The sequence below is a fragment of the Paenibacillus gallinarum genome, from assembly GCF_014836635.1.
Classification (GTDB): Bacteria; Bacillota; Bacilli; order Paenibacillales; family Paenibacillaceae; genus Paenibacillus; species Paenibacillus gallinarum.
Map to the genome: position 1 here is coordinate 163,743 of NZ_JACSQL010000002.1, position 16,209 is coordinate 179,951.

A 16,209-nucleotide genomic window follows, 5' to 3' on the forward strand; every position below is an offset into this window, starting at 1 on the left:
TTTGAATACGGTGAAGAAAGCGACAGTGCTGTTAACGATTGGGGCTTTTCTTGGGAGTGGTTTGATCTTGTTCGGAGGAAAGAGTGATCCAGCTCCTGTGGAATGGACTGCTATTAATGATAGGGCAGCTATATCTGTGAGTGAACCGGCAATAGAGACGCAGCAAGAGGAGAGCCCAGCGGATTCGGGCAAGGATACTTTACCGGAAATACTTCCGGTAGTTCCTACAGTAGAGAAAGAAAAGGCAGTATCTGCTGAAGTCGCTGCGAAACCTGCCGCAGAGGAAACAGTAGTGCCTGCGGAAACTGCTCCTATAGAAGAGCAAGCTGCTCAGAGTACTCAATCTGCAGCAAATACAGATGGCAAAATAGCCGTGAATACAGCTTCACTTGAAGAGCTAATGGATTTACCTGGTATTGGAGAGAAGAAAGCACAAGCGATTATCGATTATCGTACAGAACACGGCCCCTTTATCAAACCGAGTGATCTGACAAAGGTTAAGGGGATAGGGATGAAGATGCTTGAGAAAATGTCACCCTATGTTTTGATAAATTAGATTGTTATTTTAGTGAGACCTTCTGAATGTTTACATTGCAATCATTTAAACTTATAGGTAAGGAGAAGTGGAGAAGGATGAATACGGGGGTAAGAAAAGACTGGGATACGTACTTCATGGATATTGCTTATATGGTATCTACTCGTTCCCGGTGTTCGCGCAGACATGTAGGTGCAGTTCTCGTTCAGGGTAAGAAGTTGCTTGGAACCGCATATAATGGAGCGCCTATGGGTGTGCCGGACTGTCTAGAAGCAGGATGTATGATTTCGGAAGAGTACGAATTAATCATTAAAGATGGCAAGGAAGAAATGATCAAGAAACAGCGCTGTGTGCGCACGATTCATGCAGAGCAAAATTTGCTGCTGTTTACTGATCGTGCGGACCGGGAAGGTTCCAGTGTTTATGTAACAGATGAACCTTGCTGGACTTGCGCCAATATGCTTGCGAACAGCGGAATCGTCGAGATTGTATACCACCGGCCCTATCCGAAAGATACATCTAAAGTGCGTCAAATGATGGAGCAAAAAGGGATTACCTTCCGTTCACTTAACACGTATGAACCTCCAAAAGAGACAATGATGACCGTTTCTGATTAGAAATTGTACAATCAACAATAGAATATAAGGATCGAAAATAATAAGGAAGAACCTTATGAAGAACAGTGTCAAAGCTGGCTCTTTATAGGGTTCTTCCTTTCTTTTTGGGGAGGAAAAGGACTTTGAAAGGGAGGCCGCTTGCCTTATTTTGTGTATGCTGGATTATGGGGAGTTCGGCAGCTTATCTCTATAATGGATGGTCCCTGATATGGATACTCCTCGGAGTCTTATTGCTGCTTGGTATGTTCCTCTATTTACAACGAATACAAGGAGTATATTCGCTAGTTTTACTGCTGGCTGTTCTTGTGTCTTCTTGTTATATGGAGTGGACAGAAATACGTAACGTGAGCAAACTGCCGATGGCGCTTAACGTGATACCTGCTGAAATAGTCGGGATGTCAGTAGAGGTGGAGGGGACGATTGCCTCTAAGGTCAAAGTTGACGGAGACCGGGCACAATTTGTACTTTCACTTCAGGGTGTCCGCCCGCTAGGCTCAGGTGATGAGGAAGTGGAAGATACATTCTCTGAAATTAATGAGAAGGTGCAAGTTCAGATTAAGCTGCTGGAAGAAGGAGAACAAGAGACAGCAGAAGGATGGAAACGAGGGGATCAGATCCAATTTACAGGTACCTTGGAAATTCCCGGGACGGCGAGAAATTTTGGGAGTTTTGACTATGGACAGTATCTACAGCGTCTTCATATTCACTGGTTGCTCAAAGGAAAAGGTGCGGAAGGGATTGCTCATCAGCCTCTTGAAACGTGGTTTAGTAAATATATCGTACTCCGACTGAGTGACTCAGCGCGAAAAGAACTTGGAAGCCAAATGGAATTCATGTTTGAAGAACCTCATGCGGGATACATGAAAGGTCTTGTTATCGGTATTGGTGATGAGATTGATCCAGATACGTACGGGGATTTTTCTAAACTCGGGCTTACCCATATTCTCGCTATATCTGGAATGCATGTAGCAATTTACGTTTCGGGACTACTGCTATTATTATCTGTGCTTCGGCTCAGTAAGGAGACGGCACTTGTTGTGACTTTTCTGCTGATCCCATTCTATGTGTTGTTGTCGGGTTCATCTCCCTCTGTAGTGAGAGCAGGTATAATGTCCATGATGGGGCTGTACATGACGAGGCAGGGTCTGATGAAAGATGGACTCAATATTCTTTGTCTCACTGCTCTTCTCATGTTGTGGATGGATCCGTATATGCTGGTAAATGTCAGTTTTCAGCTATCATTTTTAGTGACAGCGGGTCTCATGATTTTTGTTCCGTTACTTCAGCCTCACTTTCATTCTTGGCCCAAGTGGCTGTCGGGAACGGCTGTCATTACCATTGCGGCTCAGTTGTTATCTTTTCCGATGACGGTGTTTTATTTCAATCAGTTTTCCCTTTTATCATTTGGCGCCAATTTCCTGCTTGTCAGCTTTATTAGTTTTCTTATTCTTCCGCTCGGCGCACTTGTGCTGTTGCTTGTTTACATATGGGAACCTGCAGTGAAACCGATCGTATGGGTCGTCTCTTGGCTGAATCAACGGACTTTTGATTTTGTAACCTGGCTAAATACCTTTGATCAGTTTGTACTTATTTGGGCTAAACCTCACTTTATAATCGTCCTGAGTTATTATTTATTGCTATATTACCTATTACGACTGCTCAAGGAATGGAAAATAAGCAAACAGCCGCTCCCTTTGAGTTCAGAGGATACGGTTCCACTCACGCCACTGTTACAATCGGTACAGCCAGGTGAAAAGAGGATGAGTCACACTTTTTCTTTTGCCAATGGATTTGTCCCTGTGCTGAATAACGAGAAAAAACATGGATTACTTAGCGGTGGCACCCGTCTGCAACAGGTATTTCAAGCCGTACAGATTTCATCCGCTTGGCCGGAACTGGATAGTCTATTTTCAGTCCAAGGCGCAGGATACTATGCACGGGAACCTTTTACTTTTTTAAAGAGAATTATGGTGATTATCTTATTTATTGTTTTGTTAGCAGGTCTATCAATTAGTTATCAAGGCCCCTATCGCAAAGGGGAAGGAACGGTTGCATTCATTGATGTAGGTCAAGGGGATAGTATGTTAATTACTACTCCTACAGGCAAGCATATTCTCGTAGATGGTGGAGGCACCATTCAGTTTGGACAGCAGGCTAGCTGGAAACAGCGAAGAGATCCATATGAAGTAGGCAAATCACTACTCGTGCCACTGCTTAAAAAGCGAGGAGTTCACAAACTCGATGCGGTCATTCTAAGCCATGCGGATCAGGATCATGCCGGAGGACTGCAAGCCGTATTTGAAAATATACCCGTGTCCAAATTCATAAGTAATGGGACGATAACGGAGAAACCTTTTTATCAAGAACTCATACAAACGGTATTGGAACAAAAAGTGACGATGTATGAAGTTTCTGATGGTATGGAATATCGTCCTGATGCTGAGACCACTCTTTCTTTTATCGCTCCTGAGGAGAATGTTCTTCATACATCGCCTGACGATACGGGAGAAATATCCGCACTGCCTGTTCTCGAAGAGCAAAACCATGTGTCTGTTGTATTTTTGATGGAGATGGAGGAGGTGTCTTTTCTGTTTACAGGCGATGTAGACAGCGCTGCAGAGCTTGATATTTTGGATAGAATAAAAAACTCAGCTGATAAAAACCAATCTAATAACGGTAAAATGGTTCCGATCGATGTACTAAAAGTTGCTCATCATGGGAGCAAATCTTCAACGACGGAAGAATGGCTGAACTACTTTCAGCCTCGTCTTTCCGTTATTTCGGCAGGAGTAAATAATACGTATGGTCATCCTCACCCGATTGTCACAGAGAGGTTGCAAGACCACGGAAGTGAAATTTTTAGGACGGATACGATGGGAGAGATCCAAATTCGGGTTCGGGATGGAGAGATCCAGACGAGGAGGATTTTAGGCAGTGAGAAATAGGCAAAGACAAGAGTGGATCAGCGACCAAAAGCAATAAAGAGAAGAGGTAAGGGTTGAAAGAGTTATTGAATGTTCTGAGTTAAAACGAAAATTCACTCTTGGCTTTACTTTCTTCTTGTAGTGGGGAAAATTCTATTACATATCAACTGGAAGGCTAAGAACACAAGTGAACCTACAGTGATGTAAATAGTTTGAGCAGTGAAAGTATCGAAATTCAGAATGAATGCCGAAAAAATAACCCCGCCTATTAAGCCTAAAAGACAATATTCGAAAGTTAAAAGTAAGATAAAATACTTGTTATTTCTTCTTCTGTACATGAGCAATCCGTCCACCAATATAGAGAGTGGCATGATTAAAAAAAGGAAAATAGCAAGGTTAATGAGTAGTGTTATCGTAAATGTGTAACCAAAAGAATAATAGTGTACATCTGCCAATCTTTCATCCACAGGCACATACCGATAAAGTCCTGTAACAATAGTTAATAAAATGGCAGTGAATATAGCCCCAACAATCTTTCCGCTTGGTCTATTAGCTCTTAGGTTATTTGTCGTCATGGATGCTGACCTCCGTTTTCAATATCAAATGAATGAAGAGTCTTACTTTATTTTAGCAAAAACAGGAAGTAAGACAAATAATATTTGGATATTATAGCAGTAATTTGGACTCAGGTTTAGGATGGAGAGATCCAGACGAGGAGGATTTTAGGCAGTGAGAAATAGAACGAGTATTCAAAAGCCCCAGCACGAGGTCATTCTTCGGCCGGGGTTCCTTCTTTCTTAGTATGAATAGATTTACATTAAAATTAACGATATCCTTCAGCGTTTGCTGGTTTTCCCGCTTCTTGTACTTCTTGTAGATAGCGGAAGCAGTCTGGCTGTGATCCATCTATATCTGTAAAATGATATCTCTTTGCCAGCTCTCCGCTAGAACAGGAGCTGCCGTTTAGTTCATGTTTCTTCTCATCCATGGCTACCGCTGCAACCGTTCTTCCAATATAACGCGGAGATTCAGAGATGATAAAGTGCGGGTCTTTTTTCGTGCCATCTCTCCAGTTCTCCTCGGTGACACCAAATACTTCAAGCATGATTTCTGAACGCATCCAGCCTGGTGTAATAGCAAGAGCTGTACATTCATGAGGTGCGAGTTCGTGAGCAAGCGATTTTGCCATTCGAATGGCAGATTGCTTTGTCAGATCATAAAATAGAGACAGTCGATAGCGATCCGCATTATAATCATCCGTCCCATCGGTGATTTCTACCACAAGCCCGCCCTTATTTTGAATAAGCAATTTCAAGGCATAGTGGCTCGTAATTAAGTGTGTTTCTACTCCAAGACGAAGCATGCGTAAGCCTTTATCCAGAGAGTGCTGCCACACCGGTGTATCCCACTCCATCAAGTATTCTCCGCCCCATATATCGTTTACCAGGATATCGAGTTTTCCCTGTTCTTTTTCTATTTTCTCTATTAAAGATGCTACTTGTTCGGGGACTAAATGATCCACTTGCACCGGGATACCGATCCCCCCAAGTTCAGTTACTAATTCCGCAGTCTCTTCAATCGTTTCCGGACGACCATATTCTGAAATTTGCTTTCTGGTTGTTCGACCTGTTATATATACGGTTGCGCCAGCCGCACCTAGTTCCATGGCAATTCCTCGACCTGCTCCGCGGGTTCCACCTGCAACGAGTGCAACTTTTCCCTCTAATGGTTTCATATAGCTTCAGCTCCTATTCGGTATTGAGTATAGTATACTCATGAATGTAGACATCTATTGTCATATTAAGAAGAGAAGAGATCATTTCTTTTATATAAAAAGTAAGGGTGATATACTTTGCGGGCAGATCGATTGATTCGAATTCTTTTGTTATTACAGAGCCAAGAGAGATTGACTACGAAGGAATTGGCTCAACAATTGGAAGTGACAGAACGGACAATACATCGGGATATGGAAGCTTTAAGTGTGGCAGGGATTCCTGTTGTAGCTAGGCGAGGAAAGTATGGAGGCTGGCAGCTGATGGAGAATTATCGAACTCGTCTTACGGGATTGAAAAAAGAAGAAATCATGTCTCTATTTCTATCTCCTTCTCAGCAGCTTCTAAAGGATCTCGGCTATTTACAAGACTGGACAGAAGCCAGGGAAAAACTTATCGCCAGCATTCCAAAGAATCTTCACAGTGAGGTGAAAGATGTTACGAATCGGCTGCATATTGATTCTACTGCCTGGCGTCCCTCTATTGAAGTGATTCAAGTGTTTGAGTTACTGCATCAAGCGGTATGGGATCAACATAAAATAAAGATCGAATATGAACGGGCTGATGGAACATTGGTTACACGCATTGTGGAACCTTTGGGTCTAGTAGCCAAAGGGAATACGTGGTATGTAGTTGCCGCTTCCGAAGGAGAAATAAGAAACTATAGAGCATCCAGGGTTATTTCTGCTGAAAAGCTAGACGAGCCGTTTGAAAGACCAGATGGTTTTCAGTTAGCTAGTTACTGGCAAGAATCAAAACAGCAATTCATTCGTAGTTTGCCGAGTTATGAGGCTCAAGTGGAAGTTTCTCCTGATATTCTAGCAAGACTCAAGTTTACAGGACGGTTTGTAAAAATAGCAGATCTGAAGAAACAAGAGGGATCATGGATTTCGGTTAAGCTAAACTTCGATACCGAAGAGGAAGCAAAGTCATTTATTTTAGGATTTGGTAATCAGATTCGAGTTATACAGCCTCTCCAGCTAAAAGAACAAGTAATTCAGATGGCAAGATCTATTATTGATTTTTATAATCATGACGGTGTTCATCCTGAAGAGTCAAAGCCTGGCCATGATGAGTCCTAATTTCCCAAAACTGAACTGAATTTTATAAAGTAGACTGTTTTATAAAAAGGATGTGCCGCTTTTTAAGCAGCGGCAATGAGATGACTCGGTATGCTGCCGGAGTCATCTTTTTTAATGTCCATTGCTCTCTTGTGTTGCTATAGTAATCCATGTAATCATCATTCGTCTTAGTTCTACTACATTGATTGCTTCTGTGTAAATTTCTGTCGGTCCTGTCACGATTGTAACATGTGCAGTGGCGGGTACGGCGAGGGATTTTTTTGAGGGGGATTATGGAGAGGATTTACACCGTCTTCAAATGCAAGGACTGTTCCAATTTGATGTTTCAACACGAATACCTACTTCTTTTAAACAGAGTACAAGTCATCCAACAATCAAAAGACTAACTTGTAAAAATGTGCTATCTTCGATATATTTAAATACAAAACGGTTCGTATCGAAATTACTTTATTAAGGAGATGTCTAAATGAAACCAATAAACAATGAAGAATTTTATCACAAATGTTTGGCAGAAAGAAGACTTAAGGCACAAAAAATCTGGAAGACTGGAATTGAAAAAGGGGTAGCAATTTAGTATAAAGAGTCACTCGATGAAAATTTCATAATCAAGTAATTAACCAAGTTATTGAGGGGATTTTAATTAGAATCAATTAAGAATGGGGAATAAATAAATGAATATTTTATCGGTAATCTTACAAATAATTTTAGGGATTATGTTTGCCTTTCTAGGGTTATCAGCCCTCATTGGTGCAGATAAGGCAAAGGAAAACTTTCAACATCTCAAATTACCAAATTGGTTTCGATTTGTAACTGGATTCGTTCAGCTTATTGGGGCAATTTGTATGATAGTTGGTATTTGGGCTCATAAACTCGCACTATTCGGTGGTATATGGTTAACAATAACATTGATAGTAGGTGGATTATTACATCTTAGGATTAAAGAGCCCCTTTCTTCTGCCATTCCTGCCTTTGCCATAGCTATACTCTCATTTATCATCTTTTTATTGAGATTGTAATTCTTAATCGTTAGGTTATTAAGCAAACCAGTCATCATTGCGCGGGATGATGACTGGTTTTTTTATGCTGTGAAGAATGCAGGACGTGAAAAATTAATTAATGGCAGGTATTATATTTTTCTCGAAGATCCTTTGGGGTAAATTACCAAATAAAAGAACAAATGTTTTGTGATTTAAAATATTATCTAATATAATCAAATTACAAAACGAAACGTTTCGTTTTGTAGTAGTTTGACTAATCTTTATCCATTAATTAGGGGTTGCTTTTATATAAGCAGAAAAAAGTTACCGTACTAAAGGAGGCGAATGAATATAAACTAATTCCAAGCAATTTGTATTTCTAACTTTTAACATTTATAGCGGACAGTTATTATTACCCGTTTTTAAAATACAGAATTAAAAGGAGATAAGACTATGAATAAAAAAGTTTTGATTAAAAATGGATGTGTTTTAACTCTTGATAAAAAATTAGGGAACTTTAAGCAAGCGGATATATTGATTGAAGGTAGTAAAATTATTGCCATTCAACCAGAAATCAATCTATCGGATTGTGAGATTATTGATGCCTCTAATATGATTATTATGCCGGGATTGATTGATACTCATCGTCATACTTGGGAGTCATTAGTTCGTAATGTAGGATCTGATTGGTCTCTTGAAACTTATTTAGGAAACATGTACTTTGGAAATATAGGAAGTAAGCTGCGTCCAGAAGATGCTTATATTGCAAATCTAATCGGGACTCTTGAGGCAATTGATGCTGGTGTTACAACCATTGTAGATTATTCATTAATTGAATCCCCTAATCATGCTGATGAATTGATTAGAGGCTTACAAGACTCAGGGATCAGAGGTGTCTTTGCTTACGGTGTCCCAGGGAGTGGTGGGTTTTGGGATCATAATAGCTTAGATAAGCATCCAGAAGACGCTAGACGTGTGAAAAAACAATATTTTTCTTCTAATAATCAATTGATTACAATGGGATTAGCCATTCGGGGTCCGGAATTCAGCGCATGGGAAACAACTGAGCATGATATTCAAATGGCTCGTGAATTGGATTGTATAGCAAGTATGCATATTGGTATTGGAATATGGGGCAAAGATGCCAAATTCATTGAAAAATTAAGCCAAGCTGGATTGTTAGGACCAGATCTCAATTTTGTCCATGCCAATTACCTCAGTGAAAACGAGTATAAACTAGTAGCCGAATCTGGAGCATCTATCTCTGCTACACCGGAAATTGAGATGATGATGGGCCATGGAGATCCTGCTACTACACAATTCATTAAGAATGGAGGAAGACCAGCTTTAGGAGTGGATGTTGTTACGTCTACTGGTGGAGATATGTTTGCTCAGATCAAATTCGCATTGCAAGCTACACGTGCTAAAATGAATCTGGAAATGCATTCAAAAGGAAAGATGCCCGGTAAACTTGGATTATCTGCACTAGATGTTTTGGAGTTTGCAACAATCGATGGCGCTCGTGCTTTAGGGTTAGAAAATAAAACGGGCACGTTGACACCTGGCAAGGAAGCAGATTTGATTATGATTCGCACTACTGACTTAAATATGTTCCCTATAAATGACCCAATAGGAGCCGTTGTATCTGCTAATACTAGTAATGTAGATTCCGTCTTTATTGGGGGCAAACCTGTGAAACGGAATGGGAAAATGTTGAATATTGACTTGGAGGACCTACGTAAACGAGCAAATAGTTCCCGAGACTATATTTTTTCTCAGAACGGTGTACCAACAGGAGCATGGCCACTCTAAGAAATCGAATCTTTTTATTAGAATTATCTATTTATGAAAAAGAGATGGATTTAAATAATTAAGGTGTTTATCTTCTACTCTATGTTCAAGGGAAACATTTAAAATTTAGCGAAGGCTTAATTATTTTTTACTATGATTCATTAATTTTTTTGAATTGAACTGACCCCAAGTAATGGAAACCATAAACATTCCCTTACTTGGGGTTTTTCTATGTCTATCTAGTTAAAACCCGTTTATAATCAATTCAGGTATAGTGGGGAAAGAGTAAATAATACAATCAAATTAAAAATAAAAGTGCACCTTTCCGGTACGCATCACAATAGCTGTATATCTTGAATTTGGAAGAGCTTGAGGAAACAGAGGTTGTAAAAATATATGGTAAAAAGCGAAACTGAATAGACTATGTATTATTTACATGATTTCAACTTCAGGAAATTTAAAACATGTTAGGAGTTTAAAAATGGAACCAAATAATGAAAAAAAACGTTTTGTTGGGCGACCTAGAAGTGAGTCCTCTAAATTAGCTATATTAAATTCAGTAAAGGACCTATTAGAAACGAAAGGTTTTACAAATCTAACTATTGAGGGAATTGCTAAAGAGGCAGGAGTTAGTAAAGCAACGATCTATCGATGGTGGAAAAATAAAGAGATGATTTTATTAAGTTTGTTTTTAGAAGTCTCACAATCAAAATTTGAGTTTGATCCAGATCAATCAGTAGTAGAGAATCTGCGCCAACAAATGCAAGAACTTTCGCATATTCTTGATAGTACTATAGGAAGAGCTTTATTATTAATTATCATAGAAAATGAAAGTATTTCTAAAGAATTTCATTTACACTTTTTGCACCCCAGAAGATTGGAAGCAAAAAGGATTCTGAGTGTTGGCATTGAAAAGGGATTATTACAGCCAAATATTAATATGGATATAGTCTTAGATTTATTATTTGGACCCATATATTTTAAACTGATGGTTTACAAGGAAAGCATAGATACAAATTTCATTAATGAATTGATAGACCAAGCTATGAAAGGAATAATTATTCATTCTTCCAATTAATTATAAAGTATATAGGAATTATCATACATCCAACTAGTAAGTGGCTCTAGAGCAAGAACTATTTCATTTGAGCCCTATAGGTTACTCAAATAGGTATATCTATGGGGTTCGGATTTCCAGGATTTTCTGCCTTACACCGGGTTTTGGAACAGTCCGTGGGTAGGGCTCAAACATTTTCAACATTTTTCCTCGCGAGATAACTTCATGCAGCTTTTCCGCAACACACTTAGAGGTATATGGCCTCATACGTGAGGACAGTAACGAACATTAAATAACTACTGACACTGTTTAGATAAGTGAATGTCATCTAATATTTGCTGTCTCAGAAAAATCAGATCATACCAATCACAATACAGAAATTCACATGTGAACTTCTTGGCTAATACGTGTGGTAACACACGTTTTTTTGCTTTTTTATAATACCGAAACAAATCTTTCTCCTTGAGAGACTTCCACTAAGCTTTATATATTCAATTAAAACTTAGTTTATTTCTTGGAATTTATCACTTTAACTCACAAATTTTATTTCCTGATTTAATTGACAGTCTACAATTGATTTTACGCTCGTAACTACCAAAAGAACTTGATTTAAGGAAATGGCACAATAGACCGGAAATCAGGCAGAATTGAACATGTTCATTCTGGAAAAATTAGTATATATTAAATCCATACCAAGTCGATGAGTTTAATTAGTATTATAAGTAACCAATATAGGAGGCAGGCAGAATGGAAATCAAAACTTTCAATGGCAGCGCGAAGAACGGAGCGGGCATTGGGGTGCATCCCTCCTCTCATGGACCAGATAATACGATCGACGAACACTGTCATGAATATGTGGAAATGGTGTATGTCGTACAAGGGGAAGGCAAGCATCGCATAGATGGGACCCAATATGATATTCGATCGGGTGATTTCTATGTTATCCACTCTGGTGAGAGTCATGTATACATCATGAGCGAAGGAGCTAGCATCGATATCATTAACTGCATTTTCCTAAAAGACCGGATCGAAGAGCTGTTTCGCAAACAGCATCCCGACCCTTCACTAGCCAATCTATCTTACTTGGCTCCTTTCTTCAAATCGTCTGCCAATTTTCCGCGCGCCATGAATCTAACTGCCGAGCAGTCATCGGTCATTTTCAAGGTGTTGGAAGATATGGTTCTGGAAGCGAAGCTTCGGGAACCTGGCTCCGATACCATTCTGTTTAGTAAGCTGACAGAACTGCTCATTAAGCTTTCGCGTATCCACCGTGTATGGACAGGTGAAACCTCGGAGCAGGAAGAGGTTGCAAGCACATCAGGGCATTGGTTGCTGGCCAAGCGAATTAAAGGATACTTGGAACTGCATTACTGCAGTAAGGTGACACTTACAACCCTATCACACAGGTTCAATCTAAGTTCTCGCCACATCCACCGGGTCTTAAAACTGGAGATGGGCAAGAGCGTAACAGAACTGCTTCATGCCATTCGTATAGAAAGGGCCAAGCAGATGCTGAAAGAAACGGATTTAAGTATAGAGGATATTGCAACAGCCGTCGGCTTCAAGGACAGTTCTTTCTTCTCGCGATTATTCAACCGAATGCTCGGTCAAACTCCGGGCGGATATCGCAAGCAGGTTAAAACGAGAAAAATATCATAGAAGAGACAACAGTCCCATACAGATTCGGACCGGATCGCCGGACGCTGATTGGGAGTGAGGCTTTTTTATATCAAACAAAAGATGACTTGGAGGGAGTTTATATGAACAAAAAGAAGGTTTGGCAAAAGGCGTTGCGATCCGGAACTGTGCTCGCACTCGTAGTATTACTCTGGAGTACTCCGCTATTTCCGGCATTCGCCGAATCCCTGACAGGGAATGAACAGGACACCAAGAAGCATTCCAACAAACACGAGGCATCACCGACGGTAACGGATAATGGGGAGACTCTTACGCTGGACAATGGCATCGTTAACGTAATCATTCATAAAAGCAGCGGTGTTGTTCAGTCTTTGACACATAAGGGAGGTCCAAACCTTCTTGGTAATGGCGGCAGCGGTTATTATATTTTAAATTATGCAGTGAACGGAGTGAACAAAAAGTTCGGTCCGACTACTGAACTGCAGTACGAGCTGACTGCATCGGATAAGGATCATATCGATGTGGGGCTAACGTTATCTGATCCAGCGGTACTGCCTTTTGATTGGGAACTTCACTTTGTTCTATCCAAAGGTGAGTCAGGACTTTATTTCTATACGGTAGTTGGGTATCCCGAGGATGTACCGGGCGGCGTATCGATTGGGCAAGGTAGATATGCCTTTCGGGCAGACCCCCATATTTTCACGCAATATGCGGTAGACGATGAGCGTCAAGGACTGCTCCCTACCCCGGAAGAGATGGTTGCTGGCGAGGAGGTTATGGACGCTACGGTTAAGCTTCCAAATGGCGAGGTGTACACCAAATATAACCATATCCAGTATGTCGGAGATCTTAATGTTAGCGGTCTTTACGGCGATCAAACAGGCTTGTCTATTATTAGGCCGAGCAATGATTTTGTAGATGGCGGACCTACTATTCAGCGTAATTCGTTGCATCAGACCGAAACGACTCCTATTCTGCTTTGGCATGAGCACGAATCTCATTATGGCCGTTCTAACGTAATTCCTTATGCAGGATGGCAAAAAATATATGGCCCTTCTTTTTTATACGTTAACGAAGGGGACGGATTGAGCGGCTTATGGAAAGATGCCAAAAAGAAAGCAGCCATCGAATCTAAAAAATGGCCTTACGCTTGGCTAGATAATCCGCTGTATGATGCGAAGAGCCGCGGCGAAGTAACCGGTAAGTTAAAAGTCAATGGAAAGGCTGCCGCAAATTCATGGGTCATTTTAGCGGATCCCTCACCTGACTTTCAGGACCAGAACCTGAATTACAATTACTATGTCCGCACGGATAAGCAAGGCAAGTTCACGCTTTCGGATGTGCGGGCAGGCAGTTATACGCTGTATTCCTTTGTTAATGGTTATTTCGGAGAATACCGGTTAGACGGAGTGACGGTAGCAAAGAACAAGACGACAAAGCTGTCTACGCTGGAATGGAATCCGGAAACACATGGCAAGCAGCTGTGGCAGATCGGCACGCCAGACCGTTCATCGGGCGAATTCCGTAACGGTGCTGACTACCATCAGTGGGGATCTTGGCTGAACTATCCTCTTCAATTTCCTGACGGCGTTAATTTTGTAATCGGAGAAAGCGACGAGCAGACAGACTGGAATTATGCGCATCCTGTTAATGCTACACCGGGTGAACCAGCTCAGTTAAAGACAGCGTTTGATCCCTCACCGGCTGTATGGAAGATTCGATTCAACGAGCAGCAGTCCTACGAAGGTACGGCAGTTTTAACTTTTGGAATTGCAGGCTCTCGCAACGGTTCACTGAACGCGAAGCTGAACGGTACGGAGATTGTTAATCTGGATCCCCTGCCGGGACCGAAAAGTGATTCCTCTATGCCCCGAAGTGCAGTTCATGGTTTTTATCGTGAATTCAAAATCACCTTTGATGCTTCATTATTGCAAGAAGGGGAGAATGTCATCACCCTGCAGCATGCACGAAATGTTTATGACGAGCAGGGCAACCGGACAGGAGATATTTATACAAGTATTTTGTATGATGCCATTCGTCTAGAAGTTGATGAACATAACGAATAAATTCCCCAATGAGGACAAGAGAGGATTGGATAAACGATGAACCAAAGACTCACTAATCAACATAAATGGCTTTCTGTAATAAAGCTTTCCTTAGCGGCTTTTCTACTGTTCCTTACCGCTGCTTGTGGTAACTCGAACCAAGTGCTCAAAACGGAGACGAATACGTCCACACAAGCAGAAGGAAAGACCGGCGAAGCGGCAGAGGATACATCTCCGCTGGAAGTCAGCATCATGTCTATTACGCCAAATACGCCGCCAGCCGCGGATGACAATGTCATTAAACTTGCGATCGAGAAAGCGACGAATTCCAAGCTTACGATCCAGTGGGTATCGAACAATGCTTATGCTGATAAGCTGAACATTACACTAGCCTCTGGTAAGCTTCCTGAACTTACGATGATTAACAATCCATTTTCTAGTACCTTCAGGTCATTGGCAAGGCAAGGCGCTCTATGGGATATTGCCCCATATATAAAGGACTATCCAAACCTTAGTAACGGTATCCCAGAAGGGGCGTGGGAACTCACCAAGATGGAAGATGGAGGTAACTACGGCATACCGCGTCCGCGTCCCGAAACCGGCGATTCCTTCTTCATTATCCGCAAAGATTGGCTCGACAAGGTAGGGCTGCCGCTACCGACGACGACGGAAGAACTCTATGAGGTAATGAAAGCTTTCGTAGAACAAGATCCAGATGGCAATGGACAAAAGGACACAGTCGCACTTGCTGCGTACATTAATGCAAGTGATGTTGGATATGCAGGCAATATCAGTCCTGTGCTTGGAACAGTGGAATATTCTTTCACAGGAGTAAACGGGCATTGGAAGTGGGAAGGAAACGAGATGCAGTATACGGCTTTTCTGCCAGAGGTACGTGAGTCACTCGAATATTTAGCGAAGGCATATCAAGAAAAGCTGCTTCCTGAGGATTTGTTATCGCTGAAACTGAATGATACACGTGACTTGTTCCGCAGCGGTAAAGCTGGCATCGTGGTTGATAAAGCGGGTACGGTTCATCAATACGCTGATCAGCTGAAAGAAGTGGATCCAGACTTCCAAATATCCGACTTTTATCCATTAACATCTATTAACGGATATAATCCGAAAGGCTCTGGTTTCAATGGCATTTTATCCATTCCCAAAACGGTACCCGAAGCGAAAATGAAGCGCATTTTAAAGCTTGTTGATACTTGGATGAATCCAGAAGTATTTGATATCCAAAAACACGGCATCGAGGGAGTCCATTATCAGTTGGTGGATGGCAAGAAGGTCGTAGACAAGGAAAAGCTGAAAAAGGACAATGGCGGCGATTTTAACCAGATCGTCAATGTTATTGAAGGAGATTGGGATACGGCTGCTCCAACCGCAGATGAAAAGAAAGCCAATGAACTTTTCAAAAAGGTGGAGCAGGATCGAGTAGCAACAAGTGTGGGAGATATTGCTATTGGGCTGTATTCCCCGACAGGTGATTTGCTTCTGCCTGAGCTGGACAAGAAAATTCAGGACTTGAAAAGCAAAATTATTCTCGGCAAGGAACCGATTTCCGCATGGGATGATTTTGTAGAGGAGACAAGTACAGACCCAGAAGTCATTAAAATGATAGAGGAAATGACGGAGGCTTATAAGACGCGCTTGGGCAAATAGCCCAAGTTTTCTTATGAGTCAGGAGGGGGATGGAGATGAAGCCGATACATACGCGCAGTCTTGCTTATAGAAAACAGAACTCGCAGAAGGAGCGCGCAGCAGGAGA

General features: G+C 41.3%; 12 protein-coding genes and 1 pseudogene. 10 read left to right on the top strand and 3 right to left on the bottom strand.

All coding sequences use genetic code 11. The features are described 5' to 3' along the window. Positions 1–10 precede the first annotated feature (10 nt). From H9647_RS05670 to H9647_RS05680, 3 genes are all read left to right on the top strand, one after another. Positions 11–556, top strand: a complete 546-nt coding sequence (locus H9647_RS05670) for a ComEA family DNA-binding protein (RefSeq protein ID WP_318245269.1) — start codon at positions 11–13, stop codon at positions 554–556. A 77-nt stretch (positions 557–633) separates the two neighbouring features. Then, entirely contained in the window at positions 634–1,152 is a 519-nt protein-coding gene (locus H9647_RS05675) for a deoxycytidylate deaminase (RefSeq protein WP_191798798.1), read from the top strand. A 122-nt stretch (positions 1,153–1,274) separates the two neighbouring features. Continuing rightward, a complete protein-coding gene (locus H9647_RS05680; protein ID WP_191798799.1) occupies positions 1,275–4,097 on the top strand; it encodes a ComEC/Rec2 family competence protein in 2,823 nt (940 codons plus the stop codon). Positions 4,098–4,201: 104 nt separating this feature from the next. On the opposite strand, the gene H9647_RS05685 is transcribed toward H9647_RS05680, so the two are convergent. After that, entirely contained in the window at positions 4,202–4,651 is a 450-nt protein-coding gene (locus tag H9647_RS05685; RefSeq protein ID WP_191798800.1) for a hypothetical protein, read from the bottom strand. A 248-nt stretch (positions 4,652–4,899) separates the two neighbouring features. After that, entirely contained in the window at positions 4,900–5,811 is a 912-nt protein-coding gene (locus H9647_RS05690) for an SDR family oxidoreductase (RefSeq protein WP_191798801.1), read from the bottom strand. 117 nt (positions 5,812–5,928) lie between these two features. Here H9647_RS05690 and H9647_RS05695 point away from each other — a divergent pair, with 117 nt between their 5' ends. Further along, positions 5,929–6,930 (top strand): helix-turn-helix transcriptional regulator, encoded by a 1,002-nt coding sequence (locus tag H9647_RS05695; RefSeq protein ID WP_191798802.1) that lies wholly within the window; start codon positions 5,929–5,931, stop codon positions 6,928–6,930. 62 nt (positions 6,931–6,992) lie between these two features. Here the strand turns inward: H9647_RS05695 and H9647_RS26290 are convergent. Beyond that, a pseudogene (locus H9647_RS26290) lies at positions 6,993–7,090 on the bottom strand (IS3 family transposase); the annotation flags it as partial. 511 nt (positions 7,091–7,601) lie between these two features. Here H9647_RS26290 and H9647_RS05700 point away from each other — a divergent pair. The 6 genes from H9647_RS05700 (at position 7,602) to H9647_RS05725 (ending at position 16,103) form a co-directional block, all read left to right on the top strand. Continuing rightward, positions 7,602–7,946: a DoxX family protein gene (locus H9647_RS05700; protein WP_191798803.1), complete on the top strand. Its 345-nt coding sequence runs from the start codon at positions 7,602–7,604 to the stop codon at positions 7,944–7,946. Positions 7,947–8,360: 414 nt separating this feature from the next. After that, positions 8,361–9,719, top strand: a complete 1,359-nt coding sequence (locus tag H9647_RS05705) for an amidohydrolase family protein (RefSeq protein WP_191798804.1) — start codon at positions 8,361–8,363, stop codon at positions 9,717–9,719. Positions 9,720–10,179: 460 nt separating this feature from the next. After that, a complete protein-coding gene (locus tag H9647_RS05710; RefSeq protein ID WP_191798805.1) occupies positions 10,180–10,776 on the top strand; it encodes a TetR/AcrR family transcriptional regulator in 597 nt (198 codons plus the stop codon). A 726-nt stretch (positions 10,777–11,502) separates the two neighbouring features. Then, complete coding sequence (locus tag H9647_RS05715) at positions 11,503–12,414, top strand: AraC family transcriptional regulator (RefSeq protein ID WP_191798806.1); 912 nt, start codon at positions 11,503–11,505, stop codon at positions 12,412–12,414. A 101-nt stretch (positions 12,415–12,515) separates the two neighbouring features. After that, positions 12,516–14,459, top strand: coding sequence for a polysaccharide lyase family protein (locus H9647_RS05720; RefSeq protein WP_191798807.1), 1,944 nt, complete (start codon positions 12,516–12,518; stop codon positions 14,457–14,459). A 36-nt stretch (positions 14,460–14,495) separates the two neighbouring features. Further along, positions 14,496–16,103 (top strand): extracellular solute-binding protein, encoded by a 1,608-nt coding sequence (locus tag H9647_RS05725; RefSeq protein ID WP_191798808.1) that lies wholly within the window; start codon positions 14,496–14,498, stop codon positions 16,101–16,103. Positions 16,104–16,209 lie beyond the last annotated feature (106 nt).

Excerpts from the sequence above, each read along its gene's own strand:
- H9647_RS05700 (WP_191798803.1), top strand. The coding sequence starts at position 7,602 with ATGAATATTTTATCGGTAATCTTACAAATAATTTTAGGGATTATGTTT.
- H9647_RS05720 (WP_191798807.1), top strand. The coding sequence starts at position 12,516 with ATGAACAAAAAGAAGGTTTGGCAAAAGGCGTTGCGATCCGGAACTGTG.
- H9647_RS05685 (WP_191798800.1), bottom strand. The coding sequence starts at position 4,651 with ATGACGACAAATAACCTAAGAGCTAATAGACCAAGCGGAAAGATTGTT.
- H9647_RS05690 (WP_191798801.1), bottom strand. The coding sequence starts at position 5,811 with ATGAAACCATTAGAGGGAAAAGTTGCACTCGTTGCAGGTGGAACCCGC.
- H9647_RS05705 (WP_191798804.1), top strand. The coding sequence starts at position 8,361 with ATGAATAAAAAAGTTTTGATTAAAAATGGATGTGTTTTAACTCTTGAT.
- H9647_RS05675 (WP_191798798.1), top strand. The coding sequence starts at position 634 with ATGAATACGGGGGTAAGAAAAGACTGGGATACGTACTTCATGGATATT.
- H9647_RS05710 (WP_191798805.1), top strand. The coding sequence starts at position 10,180 with ATGGAACCAAATAATGAAAAAAAACGTTTTGTTGGGCGACCTAGAAGT.
- H9647_RS05725 (WP_191798808.1), top strand. The coding sequence starts at position 14,496 with ATGAACCAAAGACTCACTAATCAACATAAATGGCTTTCTGTAATAAAG.
- H9647_RS05715 (WP_191798806.1), top strand. The coding sequence starts at position 11,503 with ATGGAAATCAAAACTTTCAATGGCAGCGCGAAGAACGGAGCGGGCATT.